This is a genomic window from Amycolatopsis sp. NPDC050768, from assembly GCF_040654155.1.
Classification (GTDB): domain Bacteria; phylum Actinomycetota; class Actinomycetes; order Mycobacteriales; family Pseudonocardiaceae; genus Amycolatopsis.
On sequence record NZ_JBFAHL010000037.1, the window covers coordinates 1 to 23856 of the forward strand.

Genomic DNA, 23856 nt, shown 5'->3' on the forward strand with positions numbered 1-23856 from the left:
GCCTTGGAAGATGGCGTCGTCGGTGAAGTGGGCGGCGACCTGGTCGGGCTGGTGCTTGTCGACGGCGGCCTTCCAGCCGTCGAGGACGCCGCGCAAGATCGTCTCGCTGTCCGCGGTGTTCTGGTTCAAGGTGGTGCTCCGTGGAAGGAGTGAGTGAGCGTGGTCAGTGACCGGCACTCATGCCGCCGTTACGAGGGCATCGGTGTCGAGCTGGTTCCCGCGAAGCCGTTCAGCCAGGTTGGTAACGGGCCGCTGTTCGGGCAGCTCGGCGTCTTCAAAGATGTGCATGACAGACGGTGCCCCGGTCGGCGCCGGCCGTCCTCGATCCGAGTTCCGAGCCGGGTTTCCGCGTGATGGCTGGTTTTCAGACATGATCATGGCCGGGTCGGGCCCGGATTCGCTCGGCTTTCATCCAGGGAAAGGCCGCCGTCAGCGGGGATGCCGGCGTCGTCCGACTCGACCCGCGGCGAGGCCGCTTCAGCGGGCGCGGCTTCGCGGTCGCGAGCGAGCTGGGCGATGAAGTATTCCGGGTCGTCAGGCTCGAAACGCCGTTCGGTGCTCTCCACTGGCTTAGCACGCTCCCATCACCATGGGGCCGTGGCTTGTACCGTCGGCCCGCCGTCGTCACCTCGATTGGTGTCAACCCATGGGGGAATCTTTCGGGGTTCGCCGAAAACTTGCCGTGAAATTTCCGTCGGGCACCGGTGATCTGCGTCTTCGCCGACGCCAACGACCTCTGAGCTGCACCGATTGCCCATGCGAGCGGGCCCACTGCCCTCAACGGCTGCGAGAGATGGTGGTCGAGTCCATGGGCGTCGACGCGCTCGACAACGCGGCGAACGTGATCACCGAACTCGCCGGGACGGCGAACTGTGGTAAGGGGGAACGTCCACTGCGGAATGTCCGTGGCGGGGCAGCGTTACTTTGATTGCCGGTGCGGTGGTGTCGCCAGGCTCCGCGCACTGCCCTGCCGGATCGCCGAGTCTTCGGCCCCGGGTCGCGCCGCCCGCCGAGAGGCGACCCCGCGCCGGCATCAAGCCACCCCGCCTCGCTGCGCCCTGCCCCCACGGCAGCGCGGGGCGGGCTCATGTGCCTCCTGCTCCTGCCGCCGGACTCCCGCTGTCGCACCAGGAGCTGAGGCATCTAGCCTCACCACGAAAGAACTCCCGCTCATTCCCACCGACCCCCGTAGACGCGGCGTGGTCTTTTACTTGCGGTGACGGGCTGAGCCACTCATGGGGGCCGAGGCGGGCCCGCTCGGCTGCCCGAGGTCTGAGGGTAAGAAGTCGCTACCCCCAGGCGCTCACTGTCTGAAGCGATCTACCGAGCCATAACTCGATCGGGTTGCTGTCTTGTAGCTCGATCGGGTTGAAGCGGGGTATCGGCTGGCGGCTGGCTCCAGCCTTCAGTCGAACGGACGGGAGGGGGGAGCGTGGTCCAACAGCACGTTTCCATCCGGCCGATTCCGAGCACGAACGTGCATGGCCGACTGGGTCGCTTCATCGTCCCGTGCGTCTGGTGACGCGTAACGAGTATCGACTCCAAGTAGGAGAATGATGGGCATCAAAATAGGAAAGGTCAACAGACCCTTCACGTTTATTGCGGCTTTTGCGGCCTTACTGCTCGTGATCTCCGCGACTTCGAGCTCCGCAGCGCGGGACGAGAACGACGGGAATTCCTCCCCGGCGGCGCAATCACTATCGCATTACCCGCAATCTCAACCGCCTGCCGGTTTTCAGTCCAAGTACGCGGAAGTAAATGGCTTTCGTATGCACTACGTGCGGGGCGGAAAAGGTTCGCCTGTGGTGATGATCCACGGGTTCCCCGAGAATTGGTCCGAGTGGCGACAGCAGATGGTCCCGCTCTCCAAGAACCACACTGTGATCGCAGTCGACATGCGTGGTGCTGGTGAGTCCGAGGTCACCAAGAGTGGTTATGATACAGCGCAGTTGGCGAAGGACGTGCATCAGCTGCTGACGCAGCTTAACCTCAACAAGGGCGTCCAGGTAATCGCCCACGATCTTGGTGAGTGGGTCGCCTACGCCTACGGGGCGCAATTCCGGTCGGAAGTGCGGAGCATGGCCGTGATGGAAGCCACCATCCCGGATGAGAGCTGGTACCAATACTCCGTGCTCAACGCCGACCCGGTCCAGCCCGCGGCGTGGCATTTCGGCTTGTTCCAGCTGCCCCTCGCCGAAAAGCTCATCGCCGGTCACGAGCGCGACCTCGTCCACGACATGATGCTTGAGTACGTGGCGGGCGATGAGTCGCCGTTCACGGCGTCGGACTTTGACTACTACGCCCACTTCCTGAAGGAGCCCGGCCGCACAACGGCCTTCATGAGTATATACCGTGGGATCCGCACAGATGTTCAGCAGAACAAGGAATTCCTGGCTCAGGGCAAGTTGAAGATGCCCATCCTCGCGATCGGTGGTGAGCGTTCCTTCGGTTCACTCATCCCCGATCAGTGGCGCGAGTACGCCGTGAACGTCGAGGGACGAGTCCTGAAGGGTTCGGGCCACTTCGTGACGCAGGAGAGGCCGGAGGAAGTGACGGCTATGCTGCAGTCCTTCCTGCAGAAGTAGCTTTCACCGCCAAGGGACGAACCACAACGATCCCGGCAACCTGCGAGAATCATCTACGCCGGTAGGTTCGCGCTGGTGGCGACTGCAGCGCCACCAGCGCGAACCAGCGGGTGTGCCGCGCCAGGTGGGTTCGTCGCACGAAATCGTTCAACGAACGAGTGCGCAGCATGGCGCCAGAAATGGCGAGGAGCGGCGTCACCATGGACGACGTGTTGCCCGGGCGTCTCGCTGACCGAAGGTATGCGCTCGTTCGTGCGGAGGTCGCGAACCTCATCACCTACGTCGCCTCCGACCAGGCCGCCGGCGACCACCGGCGGTGCCCTGCGCGTCGGCGGTGGGGTTGCGAGTTCGATTGTTCCGTGAGTTTCGTTCGTTCCTACAGAAGGGTTTCTGAGTTGACCAGCGTTCCTGTCACCAAGTTGAACAACGGCGTCGAGATGCCGCAGCTCGGCTTCGGCGTCTTCCAGGTGCCGCCCGCCGAGACGAAGGCCGCGGTGAAAACCGCGCTCGACGCCGGCTACCGCAGCATCGACACCGCCACCGCGTACGGCAACGAAGCCGCCGTCGGCGAGGCCCTCGCCGAATCCGGCATCACCCGCGACGGGCTGTTCATCACCACCAAGCTGTGGAACAGCGACCAGGGCTACGACCAGACGCTGCGCGCGTTCGACTCCAGCTTGTCCGCGCTCGGGCTCGAGCAGCTCGACCTCTACCTCATCCACTGGCCGCTGCCCGCGCGCGACAAGTACGTCGACACGTGGAAGGCGCTGGAGAAGCTCTACGCCGACGGTCGCGTCCGAGCCATCGGCGTGTCCAACTTCCAGCCGGCGCACCTGCGCCGCGTGCTCGACGAGGGCAGCGTGGTGCCGGCGGTGAACCAGATCGAGCTGTCGCCGTACCTCGTCCAGCAGGAACTGCGCGCCTTCCACGCCGAGCACGGCATCGCCACCGAAGCCTGGAGCCCTCTCGCCAAGGGCGGCGACCTGCTGGCCGAATCCGTCGTCACCGACGTGGCCGCACGGCACAGGCGCACGCCCGCCCAGGTGGTGCTGCGGTGGCACCTGCAGCTGGGCAACGTGGTCATCCCGAAGTCCGTCACGCCCTCGCGCGTGGCCGAGAACTTCGACGTCTTCGGCTTCACCCTCACCGACGGCGACCTCGCCGCCCTCTCGGCCCTCGACCGCGACGGGCGCACCGGCCCAGACCCCGACACCTTCGATCTCGCCTGATCCGCGCCGACAGCGCGCGATGAACCGGGCGGTTTCCACGAGGGGGAGTCGCTCGGTTCCTTGGCAGCGCTATTCAACGCTCGTGACGGAACTCTCCTTCGAAGTGGTAAGACCCCACTTGGGCTCGACGCTGAGCGCCTGTGCAGCAACGTCGACGACGAACGTGCATGACGTGTGTGGACCACGGCGGCCCTCGGCGATCCCACAATCTTGGGCGACGGGCGTGGCTAAGGCTCGTGCACAGGGACTCCGTGGGTCCAGGCAACGGCTCCGGCGTCGAGTCAGGACGACGGCTCTCTTTTTCCTTCATGGGCTGCGGCGCGGTCGCAGCCCATGATCGCGGCACAGGTGCAGCTCCAGAGTTGCGTTGACCCTCCGCCGGTGGGATTGCCAATAGGGAGTCGAGCTGCGCTGAGCTACTGAGGAGTGAGGGGAACATCATGACGGATGCCGAAGGGGAGACGCCGGGGCGTCACGCAAGGCTCGTGCGTGTGGTCTCGACATCGTCGTGCGCCGCGGCCGTCCCGATTCAGCCTGCGGCCGCGCGCGCTGCCGTCACTATTGCAGAGCCAAGGAGCAAGCGAGGCTGGGCCGCAGTCGGCGCCATTGCGCTCGGCGCGTTCATAGTCGTGATGACGGAAACGATGCCGGTGGGGCTGCTGCCGCGGATCGCCGACGGATTACATGTTTCACTGGGCCTTGCGGGGTTGATGGTGCTCGTGCCGGGTTTCAGCGCCGCAGTGTCGGCGCCGCTGTTCTTCCTCAGCTCCGGCCGATTTGACCGGCGCTCGGTCATCCTCGTCCTAGGTTTGACGGTGCTGGTGTCGAACGCCATCGTCGCGGTGGCACCGAACTTCGTCGTGGTGCTGATAGCCCGCATGTTCTTTGGTGCCACCCTCGGAGCCTTCTGGACCGTGGTCTCACCGGTCGGCCCCAAGCTGGTAGGCCCCGCCGGCGGCACTCGCGCCATCACCATTATCGCGGCAGGTATTTCCGGTGGGACAGTGGTGGGGCTGCCGGCGGGACAGTTCCTCGGCAACCTCGTGGGCTGGCGTCTCACTTTCGCCACCGCCGCGGCGGCGACACTGCTGGTCGTGGTCGCGCAGAGGTTCGTCCTGCCGGGTATTCCGCCGGACGGGCGCACGCACCTGCGTGATCTTGTGGGAGTCGTGACGCAGCGCGCCGTCCGGTTCGGGATGGCGGCGGGCGCATTGGTGTTCATCGGACAGTTCACCGCCTGGACCTACATCACCCCGTTCCTGATGGACCACACGCATCTGTCCAGCGGTGTGATCTCGCTGCTGTACGTCATCTACGGCTGCGGTGGCATCGTCGGCTCACTCGTCGCCGGATCGCTGTTCAAGCGTGGAGTGATCGGCAGCTTCGCCGGGGCGGCGACGGTCGTGGCCGCATTGCTGATCGCGCTGGCGAACGCGGGCACCTTACCCTGGCTGGCCGGCCTGTTGTTCGTGATGTGGGGCCTGTTCTGGGGAATTGTGAACCCGGGAACGCTGGTCTGGATGCTCGACGCTGCCCCGGAAACCCCGGAGGCCGCGTCGGCGGTGAATGTGACGAACCTTCAGATAGCCCTGGCGGTGGGATCCGGTGTCGGCGCGATCCTCGTTTCATCGACAACCCTGCAGACGGTGTTCCTCACGGCCGGTTTGATCGTCCTTGCCTCCGCCGTGCTCGCCGCCGTGGCGGCACGGTTCCTGACACTCGCCCGGAGGGAATGAGGACATCAGGGCGAGGCCGGGGAATGGTCGGCGCCCGGTGTCGGCGTCGGCCGGCGGTAAGAGCCGACGATCGGCTGACGCCGACAAGAAGACCAGCGCAGAGGAGAGAGTCGTATGGCGAAATCGAACACGCGACTGCGCTCCGCCGGCAAGGCTTTGCTCGCAGCGAGTGCAGCGAGTCTCCGTCAAAACCCACTGCTGTCGCGGTGGAAGGTGGAGACGTCACAGCTGTTCTCACGGTCGAACACTCCGACCACGGCGTTGCGCGGGGCGCTGTGACGCGCCGCGAACGGGTCGTGGGCCAGGAGCCGCCGGTCGACTTGATGAACACCGTGTGGGGGAGCGGCAAGGGTACCGAGGACGCGCTCGCGACCGCGGACGGTGCACGCGAGTGGATTCGTGAGATCGTTCCCCGTCTTGAGCAACGTCCGAGGTCTCTCGACCACTGGTTGCCTTGCGCAAGCCCGTTGAGCGTGAAGGAGACGGCATTCGACCTGCGTCGGCTCCGCGATGCGCTGAGACGGCTCGCTGCCGACGCAACAGTGGACGAGCGACCGGCCGGGGTGGTGTCCGACTTGCCTGGCCGCCAGGCCGCGGTGGACACGCTCAACACCACCGCGGCCCGTGCGGCTGCGTCGTCCGCCCTCGTGTGGCCCGGTGCGGGCGTGCCGACGATCGCGCTCCAGGGCGACCTGCCCGGCGGCATCGCCGTGAGTTCGCTCGTGGCGCTCCAAGCCGTGCGGCTTTTCGGCGGCGAAGAGCGGAAGCGCCTGCGGGCCTGCCTCGCACCGAGCTGCGCGAACTACTACCTGTCCGGCCACGGACGGCGAAGGTGGTGCTCGCAGGCTTGTGGAAACAGGGGGCGCGTCGCGCGGTTCAACAACAAGCAGTCGTCGAACGTGATCGGCTGATCGGCACGGGACCGCGACAACGGAACGTCTCGGAACCGCTCTCGGTGGCCGCTACGGTGCCGGCGCCTTCTGACTCTCGCCAGTTTCCGACAACCCGAAGGAGAAACCATGGGCAACAACACCGTGAAGGTGACCGACAAGTCGTTCGTGGACGACGTTCTGACCAGCGAAAAGCCGGTCCTGGTCGACTTCTGGGCGACCTGGTGCGGGCCTTGTAAGATGGTCGCCCCGGTGCTCGAGGAGATCGCGGCCGAGAACGGCGAGAAGCTGACCGTCGCGAAGCTCGACATCGACGAAAACCCGAAGACGGCGCGTGACTACCATGTGATGTCCATCCCGACGCTGATCCTGTTCCAGGGTGGCAAGCCGGTGAAGCAGATCGTCGGCGCGAAGCCAAAGGCAGCTCTGCTGTCGGATCTGAAGGACGTGCTCTGACCGAGCCCGCGCCCAGCTGCTGAGAAACCCGGGCCTGCGAGAATCGCCTCCCTGACTTGATTAGGACTATATAGTCCACGTAGGGTCTCGTCGAGGTCGTGGTGACCCCGGTGACGAAGCAGGTCCGCCTGAGTGGCGCCGGGGCTCACGGACTGCCCGGATTTCGACAAAGGTGAGTTCTCCCGGGAGATCCGGCGGGGCGGGTGCCGTCGAACGGTGCCCGGCCCGAGCCCAGGATCGAAAAGCCAGCCAGTGCAGCATTCAGCCGGAGGAAACCATGAGGACCGTCGCGCCCAGGCCGATTGCGACGCGGCCGTATCCCGCGCGCATTGCCCCGAAGGGCACGGCGCTGCTTCGGCTGATGCGGACGACGGACCACAAGCAGATCGGCGTGATGTACCTGGTCACGGCGTTCGCCTTCTTCATGGCCGGCGGTGCGATGGCCATGCTGATCCGTACGGAGTTGGCCCGGCCCGGGCTCCAGTTCCTGTCGCAGGAGCAGTACAACCAGCTGTTCACCATGCACGGCACGATCATGTTGCTGATGTATGCGACCCCGGTGCTGTTCGGGTTCGCGAACTTCGTGCTACCGCTGCAGATCGGTGCCCCGGACGTCGCGTTCCCGCGGCTCAACGCGTTCTCGTACTGGCTTTACCTCTTCGGCAGCCTGATCGTCGTATCCGGCTTCCTGACACCGGGCGGTGCGGCTGAGTTCGGCTGGACTGCTTATACGCCGCTGTCGGAGGCCGTCCACACTCCAGGCCCCGGCACCGACATGTGGATCGTCGGCCTCATCGTGTCCGGTCTGGGCACGATTCTCGGCGCGGTCAACATGATCACCACCGTTGTCTGCCTGCGCGCGCCGGGCATGACGATGTACCGGATGCCCATCTTCACCTGGAACATCCTCGTCACGAGCATCCTGATCCTCATCGCCTTCCCGATCCTCACGGCCGCGCTCTTCGGCCTGGAGGCAGATCGTCGGTTGGGTGCGCACGTGTTCGACCCGGCCAACGGCGGGGTGATCCTCTGGCAACACCTGTTCTGGTTCTTCGGTCACCCAGAGGTGTACATCATCGCCCTACCGTTCTTCGGGATCGTGTCCGAGATCTTCCCGGTCTTCAGCCGCAAGCCTCTCTACGGTTACAAGGGGCTGATCTTCGCGACCCTGGCCATCGCCGCGCTCAGTGTCTCCGTGTGGGCACACCACCTCTATGCCACCGGCGCCGTGCTGCTGCCGTTCTTCTCCTTCATGACCTTCCTGATCGCGGTCCCGACCGGGGTGAAGTTCTTCAACTGGATCGGCACGATGTGGAAGGGCCAGCTGTCCTTCGAGACGCCGATGATCTTCTCGATGGGCTTCATCGTCACGTTCCTCCTCGGTGGCCTGACCGGCATCCTGCTGGCCGCGCCGGCCATCGACTTCCACGTGTCGGACAGCTACTTCGTGGTGGCGCACTTCCACTACGTCCTCTACGGCACGATCGCCTTCGCGACCTTCGCCGGCATCTACTTCTGGTTCCCGAAGATCACGGGCCGGATGATGGACGAGAAGCTCGGCAAGTGGCACTTCTGGACCACGTTCATCGGCTTCCACGGCACGTTCCTGGTCCAGCACTGGCTCGGCGCCGAAGGCATGCCCCGCCGCTACGCCGACTACCTGAGCTCCGACGGGTTCACCACGCTGAACACGATCTCCACGATCGGCGCGTACATCCTCGGTGCGTCCACGCTGCCGTTCATCTGGAACGTGTTCAAGAGCTACCGCTACGGCGAGATCGTCACGGTCGACGACCCCTGGGGCTACGGCAACTCCCTCGAATGGGCCACGTCGTGCCCGCCGCCGCGACACAACTTCACCGAGCTGCCCCGGATCCGCTCCGAGCGCCCCGCGTTCGAGCTGCACTACCCGCACATGGTGGAACGCCTGCAAACCGAAGGTGAGATCGGCTTCTTCGGCAAACCGCGCCACCAGGCCGCACCGTCGCAGAAGCTGGTCGACGCGACCATGCCGGGCGACCACGGCAAGGACAACTCGGGCGAGCAATAGTCGCGCGCGGTGAGGCGGTCCACTTTGGTCTTCCGCTACCCGCGACTCACGCCTGGAAGGTACGGATGTAGTCGATGGCCATGTCGAGCGCGATGCGCATCGGCTTGATGTCGTGCCCCGTCTGCGCGAGCAGGTACCCGCCTTCGAGGGCGCCCATCAAGCCGATGGCGAGCCGTTCGGGATCGGCGTCACGGCGCAGTTTGCCCGTGTCACGCATCCGCCGCAGACCGTCCGCGATCAGGCCGAGCCAGGTTTCGAAGTGGCCGGCCAGGGCGGAGCGTGCCCGCTCGTTCTGGTCCGAGAGCTCGCTCGCGAGGGAGCCGAGCTGGCATCCGTAAGCCCCGTTGCGGAGAGCGTTCCTCTGGATGATCGCGTCACGCCAACGCTCGAGTCCACGGATCGAGTTCAGCCGGCGCAGCCGTTCCCCCTGCGAGGCCAGCAGGTCTTCGGCCTGGTATTCGATCACGTCTTGGACGAGCGCGTCCTTGTCAGCGTAGTGATGGTAGAGCTGTGACTTGCTGGTGCCGCTTGCCGCGCGGACATCGTCGAGCGTGGTGGCGGCCACCCCTTTGACCGTCATCAGATCTACGGCAGCATGCAGGATCCGGGCCCGGGTCGCTTCACCGCGCGCCGTCAGCCGGACGGGCTTCTCTGTGCTCTCCGGTTCCACCACTTCGACAGATTATCGTACCTGCGTGTGCGGAGGTGTCACGCGATGCGACTCGGCCGGCCGAGCCCAGGTCGGCCATCCCGTCACCGTCATCCGCGTCCTAGTGCGATCGACACTCGGCGCGCCAGCTCAGGGACGACCTCGGCGGTGAACCAGGAGTTTTTCCCGTGCCACCGGTAATTCAGTGGAGACGGGTGCACCAGTGGGAACTCGGCGGGGAGGTAGTCGCAGTAGGACCGCACGGTCTGGGTGAGGTTGGTCTTGGATCGGCCCTTGAGGTAGTACCGCTGGGCGTGCGCGCCGATGAGCACCCGGAGAGTGATGTGCGGCATCCTCGACAAGATCTGCGGATGCCACCGGGGCGCGAATTCCTTGCGGGGAGGCAAGTCACCCGTCTTGCCCTTGCCCGGGAAGTAGAAATCCATCGGCACGATGGCGAACAGCGAGGGGTCGTAGAATTCCTCGTCGCTGACGCCGAGCCAAGAGCGCAGCCGGACGCCGCTGGCGTCGTCCCACGGGATCCCGCTCTCCTGGGCGCGCCGGCCCGGCGCCTGGCCGATGATCGCGATCCGCGAGGCCGGCGACCCGGCCCACACGGGACGGTAGCCGAGGTCGCGTGCCCACGCGTTCGACGGATCGGACGTCAGCTCGTCCACGACCGCACACAAGTCGTCGATCAACCGCACTCCAGGTTCGTTGCCGGGAAGGCCGGGCCGCCGGCTTTCGGGGACCACAGTCTAGATGGACCATGCGGTCCAACAAGCTGGGGGTCGACGGCACCGACGTGTGCCTTCGTCTCAGGCCAAGCTCGGGTCCAGCCACGGGCCTTCGGGTAGCTCCGGGAGTGAGAACCGCTCGTCGAAGGAGCACAGGGGGAGACGGTCGCCGAGGAATCGCAACACAATGGACCCGAGGATCGCCGAACAGAGTGATCCGCCGAGAACCCCCACCTTGGCCTGCTGCTGGAGGCCGGGGTCGGCGAACGCGAGATCGGTGATGAACAACGCGATCGTGAAACCGATGCCGGCGAGCATGGCTCCGCCGATGAGGTGGCTGTAGCGGACGCGGCCGGGCAGAGTGCCGATTCCGGTCTGCAGCGCGATTCCGGCTCCGAGCGAGATGCCCAAGGTGTTGCCCGCGATCAGGCCGACCGCGACACCGAGGGTCACGGTGGAGGACGACGCGGCCCGCAGCGCGCTGCTGTCGAGCTGCACGCCGGCGTTCGCCAGGCCGAAGGCGGGGATGATGACGAACGCGCTCATCGGGTGCAGAATTCCCTGCAGTCGCTCGTTCGCCGACAGTGTCGCCTTCATCGCGGTGGTGGCGAGTCGCACGCGCATGGTGTCCGCGCGCTCGATCACAGCGCGCCCGTAGAGGCGGAGTCGCTCGCGGGCGTGACTGTCGACCTCGCCGGCCGGCACGATCAAGCCGATGAGCACGCCGGCGAGCGTCGGGTGGACCCCGGACGCGTCGACGGCCGCCCACAACCCGGCGCCGACCAAGAGGTACGGCGCCAATCGCCACACTCCCAGCCTCCGCAGGCCCAACAGCACGAGAACCAGTGCTGCCGCCACCACGATCGCCACCACGGAAACGTGGTGTGTGTAGAACACCGCCATCACCGTGATCGCGCCGATGTCGTCGCCGATCGCGAGGGTGAGCAAGAAGAGCCGCAATTGATCAGGGCAGCGGGGACCGAACAGAGCCAGCACGCCGATCAGGAAGGCGGTGTCACTCGACATCGGAATGCCCCAGCCGGCTGCAGCCGCGCCGGAACTGTTGAACACGAAGTAAAGGACCGCGGGCAACGCCAGGCCGCCGAGCGCACCGCAGGCCGGGACGACGATCGAGCGCACGTCGTGCAGCTCGCCGACGGACACCTCGCGGCTGATCTCCAGTCCCACCACAGTGAAGAACACGACCATGGCGACGTCGTTCACCCACTCACGAAGGTCCAGTGAGAAGTGCGCGCCGCCGGCTTCCACGCCTGCGTGCAGTCCCCAGAACGCGTCGTAGTCCGCGCCCGCCACGTTCGCCCACACCAGCGCGGCCACCGTGGCGGCGAGGAGCAGGACAGCGCTGCCGGCTTCGGTGAACAGGAACCGGCGGAAGCCGGCGGTCACGTACGGCAGCGGCAGGCTCATCTGACGGGTCGTCGACGGCAGGTGCGGGAGGAGCCCGTCGTTGAACTGGCTCGAGTCGGCCTTCACGGCCCGAGTATGCCTGACGTGCAGTCGATCCGGTTGTGTACCGTCCATCAGATCGGGCGTTGGCCCGGAGGCATCCACGGTTCGCAGTGCCACTGTCCGGAGTGGACCGTTCTGTCACGGAGGGATCGCAGGTGACGACGCGCAGTGAGTTCGATCTGGACCGGCACGTGTACGGCGATCCATCGGCTTCGGTGACGGTAGTGGAATACGGGGACTTCGAGTGCCCGTACTGTGCTGCGGCGGCGCCCGAGCTGCGCAGGTTGATCGACAGCTCGGCCGGCACGATCCGCCTGGTGTTCCGTCATTTTCCGATCTTCACGATCCACCCGTACGCACTCACTGCAGCTCTTGCCGCCGAGGCGTCGGGTGACCTGTTCTGGGGGATGCACGACTTGCTGCTGACCCACCAGAGTGAGCTGACGGATGTCCACCTGCGGGCATACGCGGCTCGCATCGGCGCCGGCGACGTCACCGGTGAGGGCGCGCAGCGGTTCCGCCCCGCCGTCGTGGCCGACTACACCTCCGGTGCCGAGTTGGCTGTCCGAGGCACGCCGACGTTGTTCATCGACGGACGTGCGTACCGAGGCCGAGTCAGCTACCAGGCGCTCCGATCGGCTGTGCGGCCGAGCTCCTGACCCGGCGCCTCAGCCGCGGCGGTTCGCGCCGTGAGCGTCCGGCGAAGTTCACCTCGCCAGGAGTGGTCCGTCCGGTTCCATGCTGGGCTTGATCGCCCCCCGTGATCGACAACACGATCGCTGTCGTCGCTGAGATGTCGTTCGGGTGAACAGCGAGAAACCGGTTTCAATTTTTGCAGTTCCATGTGGCATCTCGACCTCCGGGTGACGCGCATCGGACGGGTTCCGACGCGCGGCCGGCCTGGACAAAGGCGGCGAGCCTGAAGCTAGCTCCCCCTCCTTGACTGGACTAAATAGTTCTCTTTGGTGCATGATGAGCGCACCGGAGGACGGAGCTGCGTCGGGTGCTCAACGCTGCCGAATGTGCGGACTTCGTCGTAAGAATGCGAAAGGTGCAGCTACGGTGAGTGAGCAGCTGGGCTTCATGCCGGGATCGCCGGTTGCCGGCCTTCCGCTGAGGCTGTCCTCCGCCACCATCACAGGTGACGGCAGGCGATCCCGCGACCACGAGTCCGACGGCCTGTTGCGGTTGGAGCTCTCGATCAGTGCGCACGTGCTGGGCGAGCTCGAAGTCATGCTCGCCACAACCCACGGGCCTGGGGAACGCGCTGCCGACCGGGTGGCGGGATACTCGGCGGCACAGGGGCGCGAGCTCCGCATCAACGCCATCCTGCTGAGTTCGATGCCGGACGTCCTTCACCTCGCCGGCGGCGGTGGCGGCACGCACCAGAATGGAGCCGACGCGCAGTCGTACACGCTGACGTTGACCTTCTCCGATGGGGGCACAGCCCAGAGCTCGTGGAGCACGACGTTCGACGTTCCGCGTTCGCCACTCGCAGACTCCACGTGGCGCCTGACCGTGCCGTTCAGTCACGCCTTGACGCCGTCCACGCTCCCTCGCCACGTGTCGTGACACCTTCCGCGCGTCGCACCTCAACGTCCCGCGTCTCGGTCTGACGCTGCGGAAACGGTCTTCATGCACTGAGGGTGCAGACCGTGCTGCTCGAGAAAAACATCAGGAGAAATGAAGTGAGTTCCGAGATGGATGTACAGCGCAACGTCGACAGCGGATCGTATGAGGCCGTGGTCGACGGGCAGGTCGTCGGCATGATCGTCTACCACGCCCCGCACGGTGACCGGCGAGTGACGTTCAGTCACACGATCGTCGATCCTGGACATCGTGGTCAAGGTGTCGCGACGCGGCTGGTGAAACACGCTTTGGATGATCTGCGAACCCGAGATCTGAAGCTCACGAATTATTGCACCTTCGTGGCCGACTACATTGCCGACCACCCCGAATACAAAGAGCTTGTCGACGGCCGCTTCCCCGGCCGGGCGGCCGTGCCGGATCGCGCGCCTCGCGAACGCTGATCAACGGAAGCTCGAACTTCCCCGGAGCCGGGGAAATCGGTGAGGAAGAGGAGTGCAGAGTTGATTCCGGGGTCGCATTCGGTCGACATCGACGGAGAACTGATCCGGACCACCCGGCTGGAGCTTGCTCCGTGGACGATGCCCGACGTCGAAGCGGCTCTGGGCATCTTCGGCGACGAAGAGGTTTCTCGGTGGCTGGCGCCGGCCATGGATCGAGTCGCGGACATCTCCGCCATGCAGGATCTGGTTGCCGGTTGGGTCGCGGACGGCTTGGAAACCGAGCCTCCGGTCGGTCGGTGGAAGGTCACCGATCTCGCGAGCGGACGCGTCGTGGGTGCGGTCTCGTTGCTGCCCTTGCCGCCAGATGACATCGATTTCGAGATCGGTGTCCAGATCGCTCGTGGCTGGTGGGGGAACGGTTATGCCGGTGAAGTCGGTGACGCGGTCGCTCACTATGCCTTCGATGCCGGTACGGACGAGATCTTCGCTGTGTCGCGCCCGGCGAACCAACGCGCCGCGGCCGCCGTGCGGCGGATGGGGATGGAGTGGGTCGGCCAAACCGACAAGTACTACGACACGAGGCTCGACGTGTTCCGGTTGCGGCGTTACGACCTCGACGTGCCGGCGGGGGTGGCGCCGCCGGAAGGAGAGCAGCCGGGTGAACTCACTGACATCTGACCGATTCATGTCGGCACAAATCCACAAGACAGTGAAAGAGACGAGACCATGCCTGGAACCCTTCCTGATCGATGCGGTACCTTCACGATCGGAGGGCACGCGATCACCCGGCTCGGTCTTGGGACCGCTCAGATAAGTGAGTCCGGCGTCTGGAGTCATCCGAAGGACGCCACTGAAGCGGCACGAGTGCTCCGAGAAGCGGTCGATCTCGGGGTGAATCTCATCGACATCGCCGAATCGTCGGGACCCTTCGACTACGAAGAACTAATTGTGCGGGCACTCAGCCCGTTCCCTGAAGACTTGCTGCTGATGATCAAAGGCGGACTTCTTCGATCGCCGAACGGGCACTGGGAACCGGTACCGCGGCCCTCGTTCCTTCGTAAACAGATCGAGACGCGCTTGTGGTACCTGAAGCTCGATCGCGTTCCTTTGTTCCAGCTGCACGGATTCAGCCCGCACGCTCCCATTGCCGATCAACTCGGACTTCTCACGGATATGCAGCGTGAAGGAAAGATCGGGAAGATCGGCTTGGCGGAGGTGACACTGGCCGATCTGGAAGAAGCAAGGAAGTTTGCGGAGATCGCCACAGTCCAAGCTGAGTACAACCTCATCGATCGCGGGGCCGAACCATTGCTGAACTACGCGGAAGCGGCGAACATCGGGTTCGTCCCGTGGCTTCCGCTGGCGACCGGCACGCTTGCCAGGGAGGATGGGCCGTTGGCGGAGATGGCGCGGCCGCGCGATGTCTCGCCGGCGCAGCTCGCTCTGGCCTGGCTCTTGAATCGCTCACCCGCGATCCTCCCCACTCCCGGCACGCTGAGCATCCAGCACCTGAACGAGAACGTGTCTGCAGTCGACATTTCCCTGACGGCACACGAAGTCGACGATCTCGACCGACTGGCGACCAGGCCGTAAGCAGGATCTCTTCCGGAAAAGGCGCTGGGTGAACTGGTTCGGAAAATTCTGGCTGTCAGTACAGGGAGGGTACTCACCGTGGGCGGTTCAGACGTCGCTCTACCGCCACCGGTGGGTTTTCCGATTCGGTCTGCGCAGGGGCGACGGATCCTGGTCGCGACGGTCCTCGGCGCGAGTATCGCGGGTATCGACTCGAGCGTCGTGACCGTCGCTCTTCCCGACATCGGCCGGGACTTGGGTGCGAGCTTCGCGTCCCTTCAGTGGACCGTGACCGGATACACCCTCAGCCTCGCCTCGCTCATCCTGCTGGCGGGTGGGCTCGGAGACCGGTACGGCCGCAAGCGGATCTTCCTCATCGGCGTCGCCGGGTTCACGGTCGCCTCGGTCCTGTGCGCGGCCGTCCCCGACGTGGGGACGCTCATCGGTGCGCGAATCCTGCAAGGCATCGGTGGAGCGTTGATGGCACCGGCGAGCATGGCCATCCTGCAGTCGACGATCGTACCTGGTGATCGGCCGCGGGCGATCGGAACCTGGTCCGGGTACGCCGGGATCGCGGGAGTTCTCGCCCCGTTCGTCGGCGGATGGCTGCTGTCGCTGGGTTCGTGGCGGTGGATCTTCCTGATCAACGTGCCCGTGGCGGTCATCGTCCTGGTGGTGACCGTGCGCCACATTCCGGAGACCCGCGACGACGAGTCGTCCGGCATGGACTGGGGTGGCTCGGCGCTGGCCCTTGTGACCCTCGCCGCGGCGACCTACGCGTTGACCGCGATACCGGCGAACCCGAGTGGGCCGGGGGCACTGGCGAGTGCGCTCGTGGCTGTCGCGGCGGGGATCGGGTTCGTGCGCTACGAACGGCGAACGACATCGCCGATGTTGCCGGCGCTGCTGAGGAAGTCCAGATCGTTCGTCTCGATCAACGTGATCACGTTCATCGTCTACGGTGCGTTCGGCGTGTTCTTCCTGATCTTCACGATCGCCCTGGAGACTGTCGCCGGGTACAGCCCGGCCGAAGCCGGCAGCACTCTTCTGCCGATCACGATCATCAGCCTCGCGCTGTCTCCCTCCAGCGGTAAACTCGCTGCGCGGGTCGGGCCCGGTTGGCAACTGACCGCCGGTCCTGTGTTGTGTGGCGTAGCGGCGCTGATGGCCTTGCAGATCAAGCCCGACACGGGTTACTGGAGTTGGGTGATCCCGCTCGAGTGCGTGTTCGGCCTCGGTACCGCCACGATGGTGGCACCTCTGACGTCTGTCGCGCTGTCGTCGCTACCGGGCGGCCACGTCGGCGTCGCGTCCGCGGTCAACAACGCTGTCGCGCGCGGTGCCGCCTTGCTGTGGATCGCGGCGCTTCCGCCGCTCGTCGGTCTCACCGGCGCTTCGTACGCGCAATCCGAGGCGTTCCAGCCGGGCTATCGCCTGGCTTGCGTGATCTGCGCTGCGGCGCTGTTTGTCGCCGGCGCGATTGCCGCCGCGGTTTTCCGCAACAACACCCCCTGCGACCGGCACCCTCTGGTCGCCCGTTCGTTGCCGCACCCGCTGTCCCGATAGCTGCGGGGCGCAAAAGTTGTTTCGACCGTCTCGATCCCTCACCGTCCGGACTCTTGGAGGAGGAACCTGTGACTGACGCAGTCAACGGCAAAGCGGTGCTTCGCCTGCCACGGCTGGTCGCGAGAGTCGACCGGGCCATGGCGGCCGTGGCCGCTGTGCAGGCGGCGCTCGTGCTGGTGGACTTCGTATTGCTGGGGTTGCTCGCCGGAGGCGTGCCTCTCCTGGAGCCGTTGTTCCTCGTCTTGTTCGGCATCATCGGCACCGCGATCGGTATCGCGCGCCACCTCAGGGTTGCCGCGCGAGACGGGGCAGGCCTCGTCATCGTCTCGGCCGCCGGTGCGCTCATCCTGGGCGTCCTGTGGCATTTCGTGCTCGGTGGGCCCGGCAATATCCGGGTCGCGCTGCGTTCGGGCGTGCCCGTCTTGGCGCGAGTCTTCGAAGCCTCCGTGACGCTCCACCTGGTTGCCGCCGCGGGCACTGTCCTGCTGGGCGTACTCGCGTTGCGCCGCCGCACGTCAATTCTGTCGATCGGCCGATTACATGGATGAATGCCGGCACTACAACCTCTCGGCCGCTCTGGAACCCGCGGTTGGGCCACCAGATGGTCGGCGTGCCGTTCGTGGTGTTCGGCACTGAGCGCTACACGCGCTTGGTCGAGGTCAAGAAGGCCTACGATCCCACCAACCTGTTCCGGCTGAACCACAACGTCGCCGCCGGCTGACCGGGTCCGTGACTCGAGTTCAGGGATAGCAGGGCGGTCGCCTCCGACGGCCGGCGATGCTCAGATGGCCGTGGCGTGCCGGATTTGCGGCGCAGCGGCGGGGGAGGGGAAGAACACCTCGGGATCTTCCGATCGGCAGGCCGCGGTGGCCTGCCGATCGATCAGGTTGTTCAGCTGCAGCCAGGTGTTTCGAAGACGGATTGCGGCGAGGATCGGATCAGTCAAGGATATCCGCCTTTCGCGGGTCGAACGCCACGTAGCCGGAGAAATCCGTACCGACGCGGTCGATCGCGGACTGGTGTGGGTGGGGGTAGCACCAGGCCGCGTCGTGGGTCTGTGATCCGTCGGTGATGACGTCGTAGTAGCGGGCCGCGCCCTTCCACGGACAGGTGTATTGAGTCGAGCTCGGTTGGAGGCTTCCCTGCCGGATCGCCGCAGGGGGGAAGTAGAGGTTTCCTTCGAGGGAGATCAGGTCGTTCCGTTCGGCCTCGGCGATCACGGTTCCCTCGATGACGGCTTTCACCATTGCGTACACCTTTCGTTGTCGAGGACTGAAGTGAACTACACCCGCCACCATGAATGCACCCGTGGAAATCCCGTGTGGACACTCGGAGGTCTTGGTGTGCAGGGAAACGGGCAGCACAATGGACACCAGCGCGCAGACGGCAACTTGGATTGCTTTCCGCGCGCCGGTGCTCGGCGGTTGATCATGATGGTCGGCCGGTCAGGCGTATCGCCCGGTGAACTGTGAACCGTCTCCGCAATGCGTGAAGCTCAGGCCGACGATCGAGCCGGCCTCGACAACCCAGCGAAGGTCGTACGAAGCACGGTAAGTGGGCGGCCAGAACGAGGCGAAACGGCCGTCGGCGTCGATGTACCACTCTCCGCGTGTCGGGTGGCCCCGGTCGGTGTAGGTGGTCGCACCGTCGTGGTCGAAGACCTGTTCGGCGCCGTCGTCGTAAACGATCCGTCCGGCAGTCAGTGCGGCCACCAGGTTCTTCTTGGCCACCTGCTCGCCATCGGCCGGGCTGAGCGACTCCAGCGATCGAGGCATGAGATTCCCTTCGAGACAACCGTGGGTGTGAGCGAGGACTGCGGGCCTCAGCCGAGGAACGCACTTGCTGACGCGTGGAGGGCTCGCCAGCTGGCCGCGAACTTGGCGACGCCCTCTCTCTCGAGCGTGTCGTACACGTCATCGAGATCGATACCCGCGGCTGCAACGGCCGCGAGGTCGGCCGCGGCTTCCTTGCCGAGCCCGACGACTCGGTCCGCGGCAAGCTCGCCGTGATCGGCGAACGCCGAGAGGGTCGTGGGCGGCATCGTGGACACGGTGCCGTGCGTGACGAGGCCGGTCACGTACTTGGTGTCGGGAAAGGATGGATCCTTGACACCGGTCGAAGCCCACAGCAACCGCTGGGGGCGGGCTCCGTCGGCGGCAAGGCTTTGCCACCGCGGGGATACCCACACCGCAGCCAGGGCTTCATGAGCGAGCCGCGCGTTGGCCAGGGCAGCCCGGCCGCGCATTTCGGGGACGCCCATGACGTCGAGCCGTCTGTCCACTTCGGTATCCACCCTGGACACGAACAGCGAAGAGACCGAGTGGACCGCCGCGAGGTCGTGGCCGTTCTCACGAGCTCGCTCGAGCCCGTCGACGAACGCCTCACCGACCTCAGCACACCGTCGCGGCGAGAAGACCAGAGTGACATTCACGTTGACGCCCGCCGCCAGCGCACCGGAAACAGCTCGGACGCCCGCTCGGGTGGCGGGGATCTTCACCATGAGGTTGGGCCGGTCGACGAGCTCCCACAGCTGGATCGCGTCCGCGATGGTCGCGTCGGTGTCGCCGGCGAGCTCGGGGCTCACCTCCAGTGACACCCTGCCATCAACGCCGTCGGTCTTCTCCCAGATCGGACGGAGTACGTCCGCCGCCTGCTGAACGTCCCGGATCGTCAACGCCCGGACGGACTCCGTTACGTCGATTCCGTTCCCGGCCAGGCGTTTCAGCTGTGGGGCGTAGCGACTGCTCCGGGCGATGGCGTTGGCGAAGATCGTCGGGTTCGTGGTGACGCCCACCACTGAACTGCTTCGCACCAGGCGTTCGAATTCGCCGTTCTCGAGGATGTCGCGGGAGAGCTCATCCAGCCAGATCGACACGCCGGCCTCGGTGAGGGCGCGAAGCCGGCCGTTGTCCTCGCCTTCGGTCACGTCGTTTTCCCCTGTTCGGCGGCCCGATCCATGGCGGCGGTCTCTTCGGGCGGGTCCGGCGTCCAGAGCGAGCCCGGGACGGCGCGCCCCGCGGCACCGAGCTTGTTCATCTTCTTCGGCACCGGCGCGCCCTGGTACTCGAGCGGCACTGCGTGGCCGTGGCTGTCCACGCCGGCCAGCGGCTGGTGGACCTCGATGAACCCGCCGGTCGGCAGGCGCTTGATGATGCCCGTTTCCACGCCGTGCTCCAGCACCTCGCGGTCGGCCCGCTGCAGACCCAGGCAGATCCGGTAGGTGAGGTAGTAGGCGATCGGCGGCACGATGAGCACGCCGATGCGGCCGGCCCACGTGGTGGCGTTCAGGGAGATGTCGAACTGGTCGGCGATGATGTCGTTGAAGCCCGACAGCTCGATGACCAGGAAGAACCCGAGCGCCATCATGCCCAGCGCGGTGCGGACCGGTGCGTCGCGCGGCCGCTGCAGCAGGTTGTGGTGCTGCACGGCGTCCTTCGTCAGCTTCGCCTCGATCCAGGGGTAGACGGTCAGCATGGTGATCAGCAGCCCCATGCCCATCGCGCCGGAGAAGAACACCGCCGGGATCGTGTAGTTCCCGAGGTACACCTCCCACGCGGGCCAGATGCGCAGCATGCCGTCGGCCCAGGCCATGTACCAGTCCGGCTGCGAACCGGCCGACACCATCGACGGGTTGTACGGCCCGAAGTTCCACACCGGGTTGATCTGGAAAAGACCGGCCATCAAGGCGATGACCCCCGTGGTGAGCACGGCGAGCGCCCCGCCGTGAAGCGCGAACTCGGGCACGATCCGGATGCCGACGACGTTGTCTTCCTTCGCGCGGACGCCCGGGAACTGTGTGTGCTTCTGGAACCACACCAGCACCAGGTGCACGCCGATCAGGGCGAACAGGACCCCCGGCAGCACGAGGATGTGCAGTGTGTACAGGCGCGGGATGATCTGGTCGCCCGGGAACTCGCCGCCGAACAGCGCCCAGTGGATCCAGGTGCCGATGACCGGCACCGACAAGACGATACCCGACAAGGTCGCGCGGACACCCGTGCCAGAAAGCAGGTCGTCCGGCAGCGAGTAACCGAAGAACCCCTCGAACATGCTGATCAGGAGCAGGATCACGCCGATCACCCAGTTCGCCTCACGCGGCTTGCGGAACGCGCCGGTGAAGAAGATCCGCAGCATGTGCAGGAGCGTCGCGGCGATGAAGATCAGCGCCCCCCAGTGGTGCAGCTGCCGCACGAACAGCCCGCCACGCACGTCGAACGAGAGGTCCAGGGTCGTCTTGAAGGCCTGCGACATCTCGACGCCCTGCAGGTTCTGGAAGCTGCCGTGGTACGTGACTTCCTGCATCGAGGGATCGAAGAACAGCGTCAGGTACACGCCGGTCGCGATTACGACGATGAAGCTGTACAGCGAGACTTCGCCGATCAGGTAGGACCAATGGGTCGGGAACACCTTGTTCATCTGGTGCCGCAGGCTCTTGGCGAGCTTGTACCGCTGATCTGCGTTGTCCGCGGCCTGCCCGAGACGCTTCGCAAGCACGCCCGTGCCCATGGTCGGCGTGGTCAGTGAGCTCATGCAGTGTTCGAGGCAGCGATCGGCCCTGTCTTACCCCCACGGGTGGACCCAAAAGAGTGGCTGCCACTACGCGCGCGGATCCGAACCCGTTTCGCGGCCGAACCCCGCGGGGCAGGCCGCCGTGAGACCGCAACCGGCTCGGGTGGCCGGTCTCCTCTGAGGGGCATTCGACCGGACGTGATCCCCGGGCCGCGGTAAGGGGAGATCGGGGGTCGCCGCCAACAGGTGATCACCCACAGGGGAGGGGCCTCGTGTTCGCAAGCCAGCACAGCGTTCCGGAGGGAACGGTAGTGGAGAAGCCTTCACTGATGACGGGGAGCGCGATCGCGGTTCATCATCCGAAGGAGCTTCTGAGGACCGTGGTCTCCGACGGCTCGATAACCCTCTTCGTCAGCGGCGGCGTGATCGAACGATCGGCCGTCGAGGTGCTCTGCGCGGAGCTCGACGTCGTGACCGCGTTGTGTCGCGGGATCGTCACCGTCGACCTGACCGACTGCACCGGGCTCGGCACGGCGGCGACGCAACTCCTTCGGGAACATCTCGACACGGCTCGAACCCCGGAATCCCGGTACCGGTTCCGGCTCAACGCCGGCCGTTCGTCGGTGGTCCGCGCGCTCGCCGCCGCCGGCATCCTCACGAAGCGCGAGGCCCGACGGCGCCGTGTCCGCGGTGTCCCGCGTCGCTGGGACACCGACAGCCAGTCGTCGCTTCGAACGGCGTGAGGCCCAACGCGCAGTTCTCAATGGACATTCGGCACGGGGTCGGAGACCTTCTGGACTTAATGGTCCTGTTTTGCTATGAAGGTAGCGACAGTCCCGACAGCTCGCGAGTAGGTGGAGCGGCCCTTGCTGCGCCTCGAAACACGAGCTGCCCGAACGCTCATGGCGTCGGCCCGGCTTGACGGCATCGCGCCAAGCCGTTCGAACACCGAGGCCATGGCTCGGTTTGCCGACTCTCCGTGCGTGGTGTGCGAGTCGGTTTCGGTGCTGTCGGACAAGTAGCGGTGACGGCGTGGCAGGGGATTCCAGATGCTGATGACGGTCATGAGAGAGGGGGTGGGGCGGCATGACGCCGGCTGTATCCCGTGTGCAGACGACATACCCCGCTGACACCGGACTGAAACCCCGGTTCACGTGACCACCTCGGAGGTCGACGAGCGAGTCCTGGTCGATGGACGGAGCTTCGACCCCGCGTCCGCCGTCTGGGTCCAAGAATTGAGTCCTGGCAGCCCGGCATTCGAAGACGCCTGTCGCCGCTTGCACGCGATGCTCATCAAGATCGCCAGGAGGGAGACCGCGCGCAGGTCGCCGGTCCTCCGGCTCACCGGCCCCGAACTCGAAGACCTGGCCCACCAGGCCGCGGCCGACGCCCTCATGCGGATCACCCGCAAGATCGGTGAGTTCCGCGGCGACGCGCAGTTCAAGACCTGGGCCTTCAAATTCGTCATCCTCGAGGTCTCGACGAAAGTCGGCCGGCACTTCTGGCGGGACCACCGGGTGTCTCTCGACCACGACGAGGCCGAGCGCGCTCGGGCCGCCGTCGGTGACGAGCCGCCCCACCAGGTGCAGGCCATCGAACTCCGGGCCGCCCTTGCCCATGCCATCGAGAACGCACTGACCGAACGCCAACGCCGCGTCTTCGTCGCCGTGGCCATCGACAACATCCCGATGGACGCCCTCGCCGCGAAACTGGAAACCAACCGCAACGCCATCTACAAGGCGATGTTCGACGCCCGGCGCAACATTCGCGCCTACCTGGTGGACAACGACTTCATCTCCTGACCGCCGTGCTCGACGCGGCCACACGCTGTCGGATAACCCACACGGGTTAGTCGGCCATTTCGCCAATATGGACTATATGGTCCACTTCAGTACGGGTAGCGCGACCAGCGCGACCGATCGGATGGGAGAACTCGATGAGCGACGACACTGACGAGTACGACGGTGGTGTCGACCTGGATGACGGTGTTCTGGATCCCGAGGACAGCCTCGTGGATCGTGGTGTGTCCGATGTCCTGGACGAGGGGTACACGCCGCCGGAACGGCCCTCCGCGGTCTTCGACTGGGGGCTCACGGCACGGGAGGCCGCGGGCCACGAGGAGCTCGGCAAGCGGCTCCGGCGTGAAGTGCCGGACGTCTTTCCCGTCGCGGATGAGGGTGACGGGCTCGGGGACGCGTCCGACACGGACGGGGAGCTGTACGACGACCAGGTCGGAGAGGCGCGCGCGGGCCGGCTGGTCGAAGACCCGGACGCCGACGAGGTGTATCCCTACCTCTTCGCCTCCGACGTGGGTGTGGACGGCGCCGCGGCGTCCGCCGAAGAAGCGGCCATTCACATCGTCCCGGAATGAGTGCTG

Annotated in this window: 26 protein-coding genes; 17 read left to right on the forward strand and 9 right to left on the reverse strand. The window is 65.7% G+C overall.

The genetic code is table 11. The features are described from left to right. Nucleotides 1-374: 374 nt before the first annotated feature. Nucleotides 375-566 (reverse strand): hypothetical protein, encoded by a 192-nt coding sequence (locus tag AB0H62_RS49845; RefSeq protein WP_360592873.1) that lies wholly within the window; start codon nt 564-566, stop codon nt 375-377. A gap of 990 nt (nt 567-1556) precedes the next feature. Here AB0H62_RS49845 and AB0H62_RS49850 point away from each other — a divergent pair. The 6 genes from AB0H62_RS49850 (at nt 1557) to ctaD (ending at nt 8946) form a co-directional block, all read left to right on the forward strand. Further along, nucleotides 1557-2585, forward strand: a complete 1029-nt coding sequence (locus AB0H62_RS49850; RefSeq protein WP_360592874.1) for an alpha/beta hydrolase — start codon at nt 1557-1559, stop codon at nt 2583-2585. A gap of 395 nt (nt 2586-2980) precedes the next feature. Further along, nucleotides 2981-3814 (forward strand): aldo/keto reductase, encoded by an 834-nt coding sequence (locus tag AB0H62_RS49855; RefSeq protein WP_360592875.1) that lies wholly within the window; start codon nt 2981-2983, stop codon nt 3812-3814. A 440-nt stretch (nt 3815-4254) separates the two neighbouring features. Continuing rightward, complete coding sequence (locus AB0H62_RS49860; RefSeq protein ID WP_220242486.1) at nt 4255-5550, forward strand: MFS transporter; 1296 nt, start codon at nt 4255-4257, stop codon at nt 5548-5550. 296 nt (nt 5551-5846) lie between these two features. After that, nucleotides 5847-6461: a CGNR zinc finger domain-containing protein gene (locus tag AB0H62_RS49865; protein WP_266118109.1), complete on the forward strand. Its 615-nt coding sequence runs from the start codon at nt 5847-5849 to the stop codon at nt 6459-6461. A gap of 108 nt (nt 6462-6569) precedes the next feature. Further along, nucleotides 6570-6896, forward strand: coding sequence for a thioredoxin (gene trxA / locus AB0H62_RS49870; RefSeq protein ID WP_220242484.1), 327 nt, complete (start codon nt 6570-6572; stop codon nt 6894-6896). Between the two features lie 277 nt (nt 6897-7173). After that, a complete protein-coding gene (gene ctaD / locus AB0H62_RS49875; RefSeq protein WP_220242483.1) occupies nt 7174-8946 on the forward strand; it encodes a cytochrome c oxidase subunit I in 1773 nt (590 codons plus the stop codon). 46 nt (nt 8947-8992) lie between these two features. Here the strand turns inward: ctaD and AB0H62_RS49880 are convergent, their stop codons facing one another. The 3 genes from AB0H62_RS49880 to nhaA all read right to left on the reverse strand — a co-directional run bounded on the left by AB0H62_RS49880 (nt 8993) and on the right by nhaA (nt 11826). Then, complete coding sequence (locus tag AB0H62_RS49880) at nt 8993-9619, reverse strand: TetR/AcrR family transcriptional regulator (protein ID WP_255638224.1); 627 nt, start codon at nt 9617-9619, stop codon at nt 8993-8995. An 86-nt stretch (nt 9620-9705) separates the two neighbouring features. Continuing rightward, nucleotides 9706-10296 carry a uracil-DNA glycosylase family protein gene (locus AB0H62_RS49885; protein ID WP_255638223.1) on the reverse strand — a complete coding sequence of 197 codons (591 nt, stop codon included), beginning with the start codon at nt 10294-10296 and terminating at the stop codon, nt 9706-9708. Between the two features lie 117 nt (nt 10297-10413). Beyond that, nucleotides 10414-11826 carry a Na+/H+ antiporter NhaA gene (nhaA, locus tag AB0H62_RS49890; protein ID WP_360592876.1) on the reverse strand — a complete coding sequence of 471 codons (1413 nt, stop codon included), beginning with the start codon at nt 11824-11826 and terminating at the stop codon, nt 10414-10416. Between the two features lie 131 nt (nt 11827-11957). On the opposite strand from nhaA, the gene AB0H62_RS49895 reads away from it, so the two are divergent. From AB0H62_RS49895 to AB0H62_RS49930, 8 genes are all read left to right on the forward strand, one after another. Further along, nucleotides 11958-12461: a thioredoxin domain-containing protein gene (locus AB0H62_RS49895; protein ID WP_360592877.1), complete on the forward strand. Its 504-nt coding sequence runs from the start codon at nt 11958-11960 to the stop codon at nt 12459-12461. A 403-nt stretch (nt 12462-12864) separates the two neighbouring features. Then, complete coding sequence (locus AB0H62_RS49900; protein WP_220242479.1) at nt 12865-13374, forward strand: hypothetical protein; 510 nt, start codon at nt 12865-12867, stop codon at nt 13372-13374. 83 nt (nt 13375-13457) lie between these two features. Beyond that, nucleotides 13458-13832, forward strand: coding sequence for a GNAT family N-acetyltransferase (locus tag AB0H62_RS49905; protein WP_220242478.1), 375 nt, complete (start codon nt 13458-13460; stop codon nt 13830-13832). A 60-nt stretch (nt 13833-13892) separates the two neighbouring features. After that, nucleotides 13893-14510, forward strand: a complete 618-nt coding sequence (locus tag AB0H62_RS49910) for a GNAT family N-acetyltransferase (protein WP_220242477.1) — start codon at nt 13893-13895, stop codon at nt 14508-14510. Between the two features lie 48 nt (nt 14511-14558). Next, entirely contained in the window at nt 14559-15425 is an 867-nt protein-coding gene (locus AB0H62_RS49915) for an aldo/keto reductase (RefSeq protein WP_360592878.1), read from the forward strand. Between the two features lie 111 nt (nt 15426-15536). After that, entirely contained in the window at nt 15537-16970 is a 1434-nt protein-coding gene (locus AB0H62_RS49920; protein WP_360592879.1) for an MFS transporter, read from the forward strand. Between the two features lie 68 nt (nt 16971-17038). Further along, nucleotides 17039-17518: a hypothetical protein gene (locus AB0H62_RS49925; RefSeq protein WP_360592880.1), complete on the forward strand. Its 480-nt coding sequence runs from the start codon at nt 17039-17041 to the stop codon at nt 17516-17518. Between the two features lie 41 nt (nt 17519-17559). Further along, nucleotides 17560-17691 (forward strand): BBE domain-containing protein, encoded by a 132-nt coding sequence (locus tag AB0H62_RS49930; protein ID WP_360592881.1) that lies wholly within the window; start codon nt 17560-17562, stop codon nt 17689-17691. A gap of 60 nt (nt 17692-17751) precedes the next feature. Here the strand turns inward: AB0H62_RS49930 and AB0H62_RS49935 are convergent, their stop codons facing one another. From AB0H62_RS49935 to AB0H62_RS49955, 5 genes are all read right to left on the reverse strand, one after another. Further along, on the reverse strand, nt 17752-17916 hold the full coding sequence (locus tag AB0H62_RS49935) for a hypothetical protein (RefSeq protein WP_360592882.1): 165 nt from the start codon (nt 17914-17916) through the stop codon (nt 17752-17754). Further along, nucleotides 17909-18217: a DUF427 domain-containing protein gene (locus tag AB0H62_RS49940; protein WP_220242471.1), complete on the reverse strand. Its 309-nt coding sequence runs from the start codon at nt 18215-18217 to the stop codon at nt 17909-17911. Before AB0H62_RS49940 ends, AB0H62_RS49935 begins: the two co-directional genes overlap by 8 nt. A 198-nt stretch (nt 18218-18415) precedes the next feature. Next, the gene (locus tag AB0H62_RS49945; RefSeq protein ID WP_220242470.1) at nt 18416-18745 is read right to left on the reverse strand and encodes a hypothetical protein; all 330 of its coding nucleotides are present in this window, start codon (nt 18743-18745) and stop codon (nt 18416-18418) included. Nucleotides 18746-18792: 47 nt separating this feature from the next. Next, complete coding sequence (tal, locus tag AB0H62_RS49950; RefSeq protein WP_360592883.1) at nt 18793-19896, reverse strand: transaldolase; 1104 nt, start codon at nt 19894-19896, stop codon at nt 18793-18795. Beyond that, on the reverse strand, nt 19893-21500 hold the full coding sequence (locus AB0H62_RS49955; RefSeq protein WP_360592884.1) for a ubiquinol-cytochrome c reductase cytochrome b subunit: 1608 nt from the start codon (nt 21498-21500) through the stop codon (nt 19893-19895). The genes tal and AB0H62_RS49955 overlap by 4 nt, the downstream gene beginning before the upstream one ends. A gap of 308 nt (nt 21501-21808) precedes the next feature. Between AB0H62_RS49955 and AB0H62_RS49960 the strand changes: the two genes are divergently transcribed. The 3 genes from AB0H62_RS49960 (at nt 21809) to AB0H62_RS49970 (ending at nt 23850) form a co-directional block, all read left to right on the forward strand. Beyond that, on the forward strand, nt 21809-22222 hold the full coding sequence (locus tag AB0H62_RS49960; protein ID WP_220242467.1) for a hypothetical protein: 414 nt from the start codon (nt 21809-21811) through the stop codon (nt 22220-22222). A 411-nt stretch (nt 22223-22633) separates the two neighbouring features. Continuing rightward, nucleotides 22634-23281: a sigma-70 family RNA polymerase sigma factor gene (locus AB0H62_RS49965; protein WP_220242466.1), complete on the forward strand. Its 648-nt coding sequence runs from the start codon at nt 22634-22636 to the stop codon at nt 23279-23281. A gap of 134 nt (nt 23282-23415) precedes the next feature. Continuing rightward, nucleotides 23416-23850, forward strand: a complete 435-nt coding sequence (locus AB0H62_RS49970) for a DUF5709 domain-containing protein (RefSeq protein WP_220242465.1) — start codon at nt 23416-23418, stop codon at nt 23848-23850. Nucleotides 23851-23856 lie beyond the last annotated feature (6 nt).

Coding starts and splice junctions, on each gene's coding strand:
- AB0H62_RS49850 (WP_360592874.1), top strand. CDS start 1,557: ATGGGCATCAAAATAGGAAAGGTCAACAGACCCTTCACGTTTATTGCG.
- AB0H62_RS49860 (WP_220242486.1), top strand. CDS start 4,255: ATGACGGATGCCGAAGGGGAGACGCCGGGGCGTCACGCAAGGCTCGTG.
- trxA (WP_220242484.1), top strand. CDS start 6,570: ATGGGCAACAACACCGTGAAGGTGACCGACAAGTCGTTCGTGGACGAC.
- ctaD (WP_220242483.1), top strand. CDS start 7,174: ATGAGGACCGTCGCGCCCAGGCCGATTGCGACGCGGCCGTATCCCGCG.
- AB0H62_RS49915 (WP_360592878.1), top strand. CDS start 14,559: ATGCCTGGAACCCTTCCTGATCGATGCGGTACCTTCACGATCGGAGGG.
- AB0H62_RS49940 (WP_220242471.1), bottom strand. CDS start 18,217: ATGGTGAAAGCCGTCATCGAGGGAACCGTGATCGCCGAGGCCGAACGG.
- AB0H62_RS49945 (WP_220242470.1), bottom strand. CDS start 18,745: ATGCCTCGATCGCTGGAGTCGCTCAGCCCGGCCGATGGCGAGCAGGTG.
- AB0H62_RS49955 (WP_360592884.1), bottom strand. CDS start 21,500: ATGAGCTCACTGACCACGCCGACCATGGGCACGGGCGTGCTTGCGAAG.
- AB0H62_RS49960 (WP_220242467.1), top strand. CDS start 21,809: ATGACGGGGAGCGCGATCGCGGTTCATCATCCGAAGGAGCTTCTGAGG.
- AB0H62_RS49970 (WP_220242465.1), top strand. CDS start 23,416: ATGAGCGACGACACTGACGAGTACGACGGTGGTGTCGACCTGGATGAC.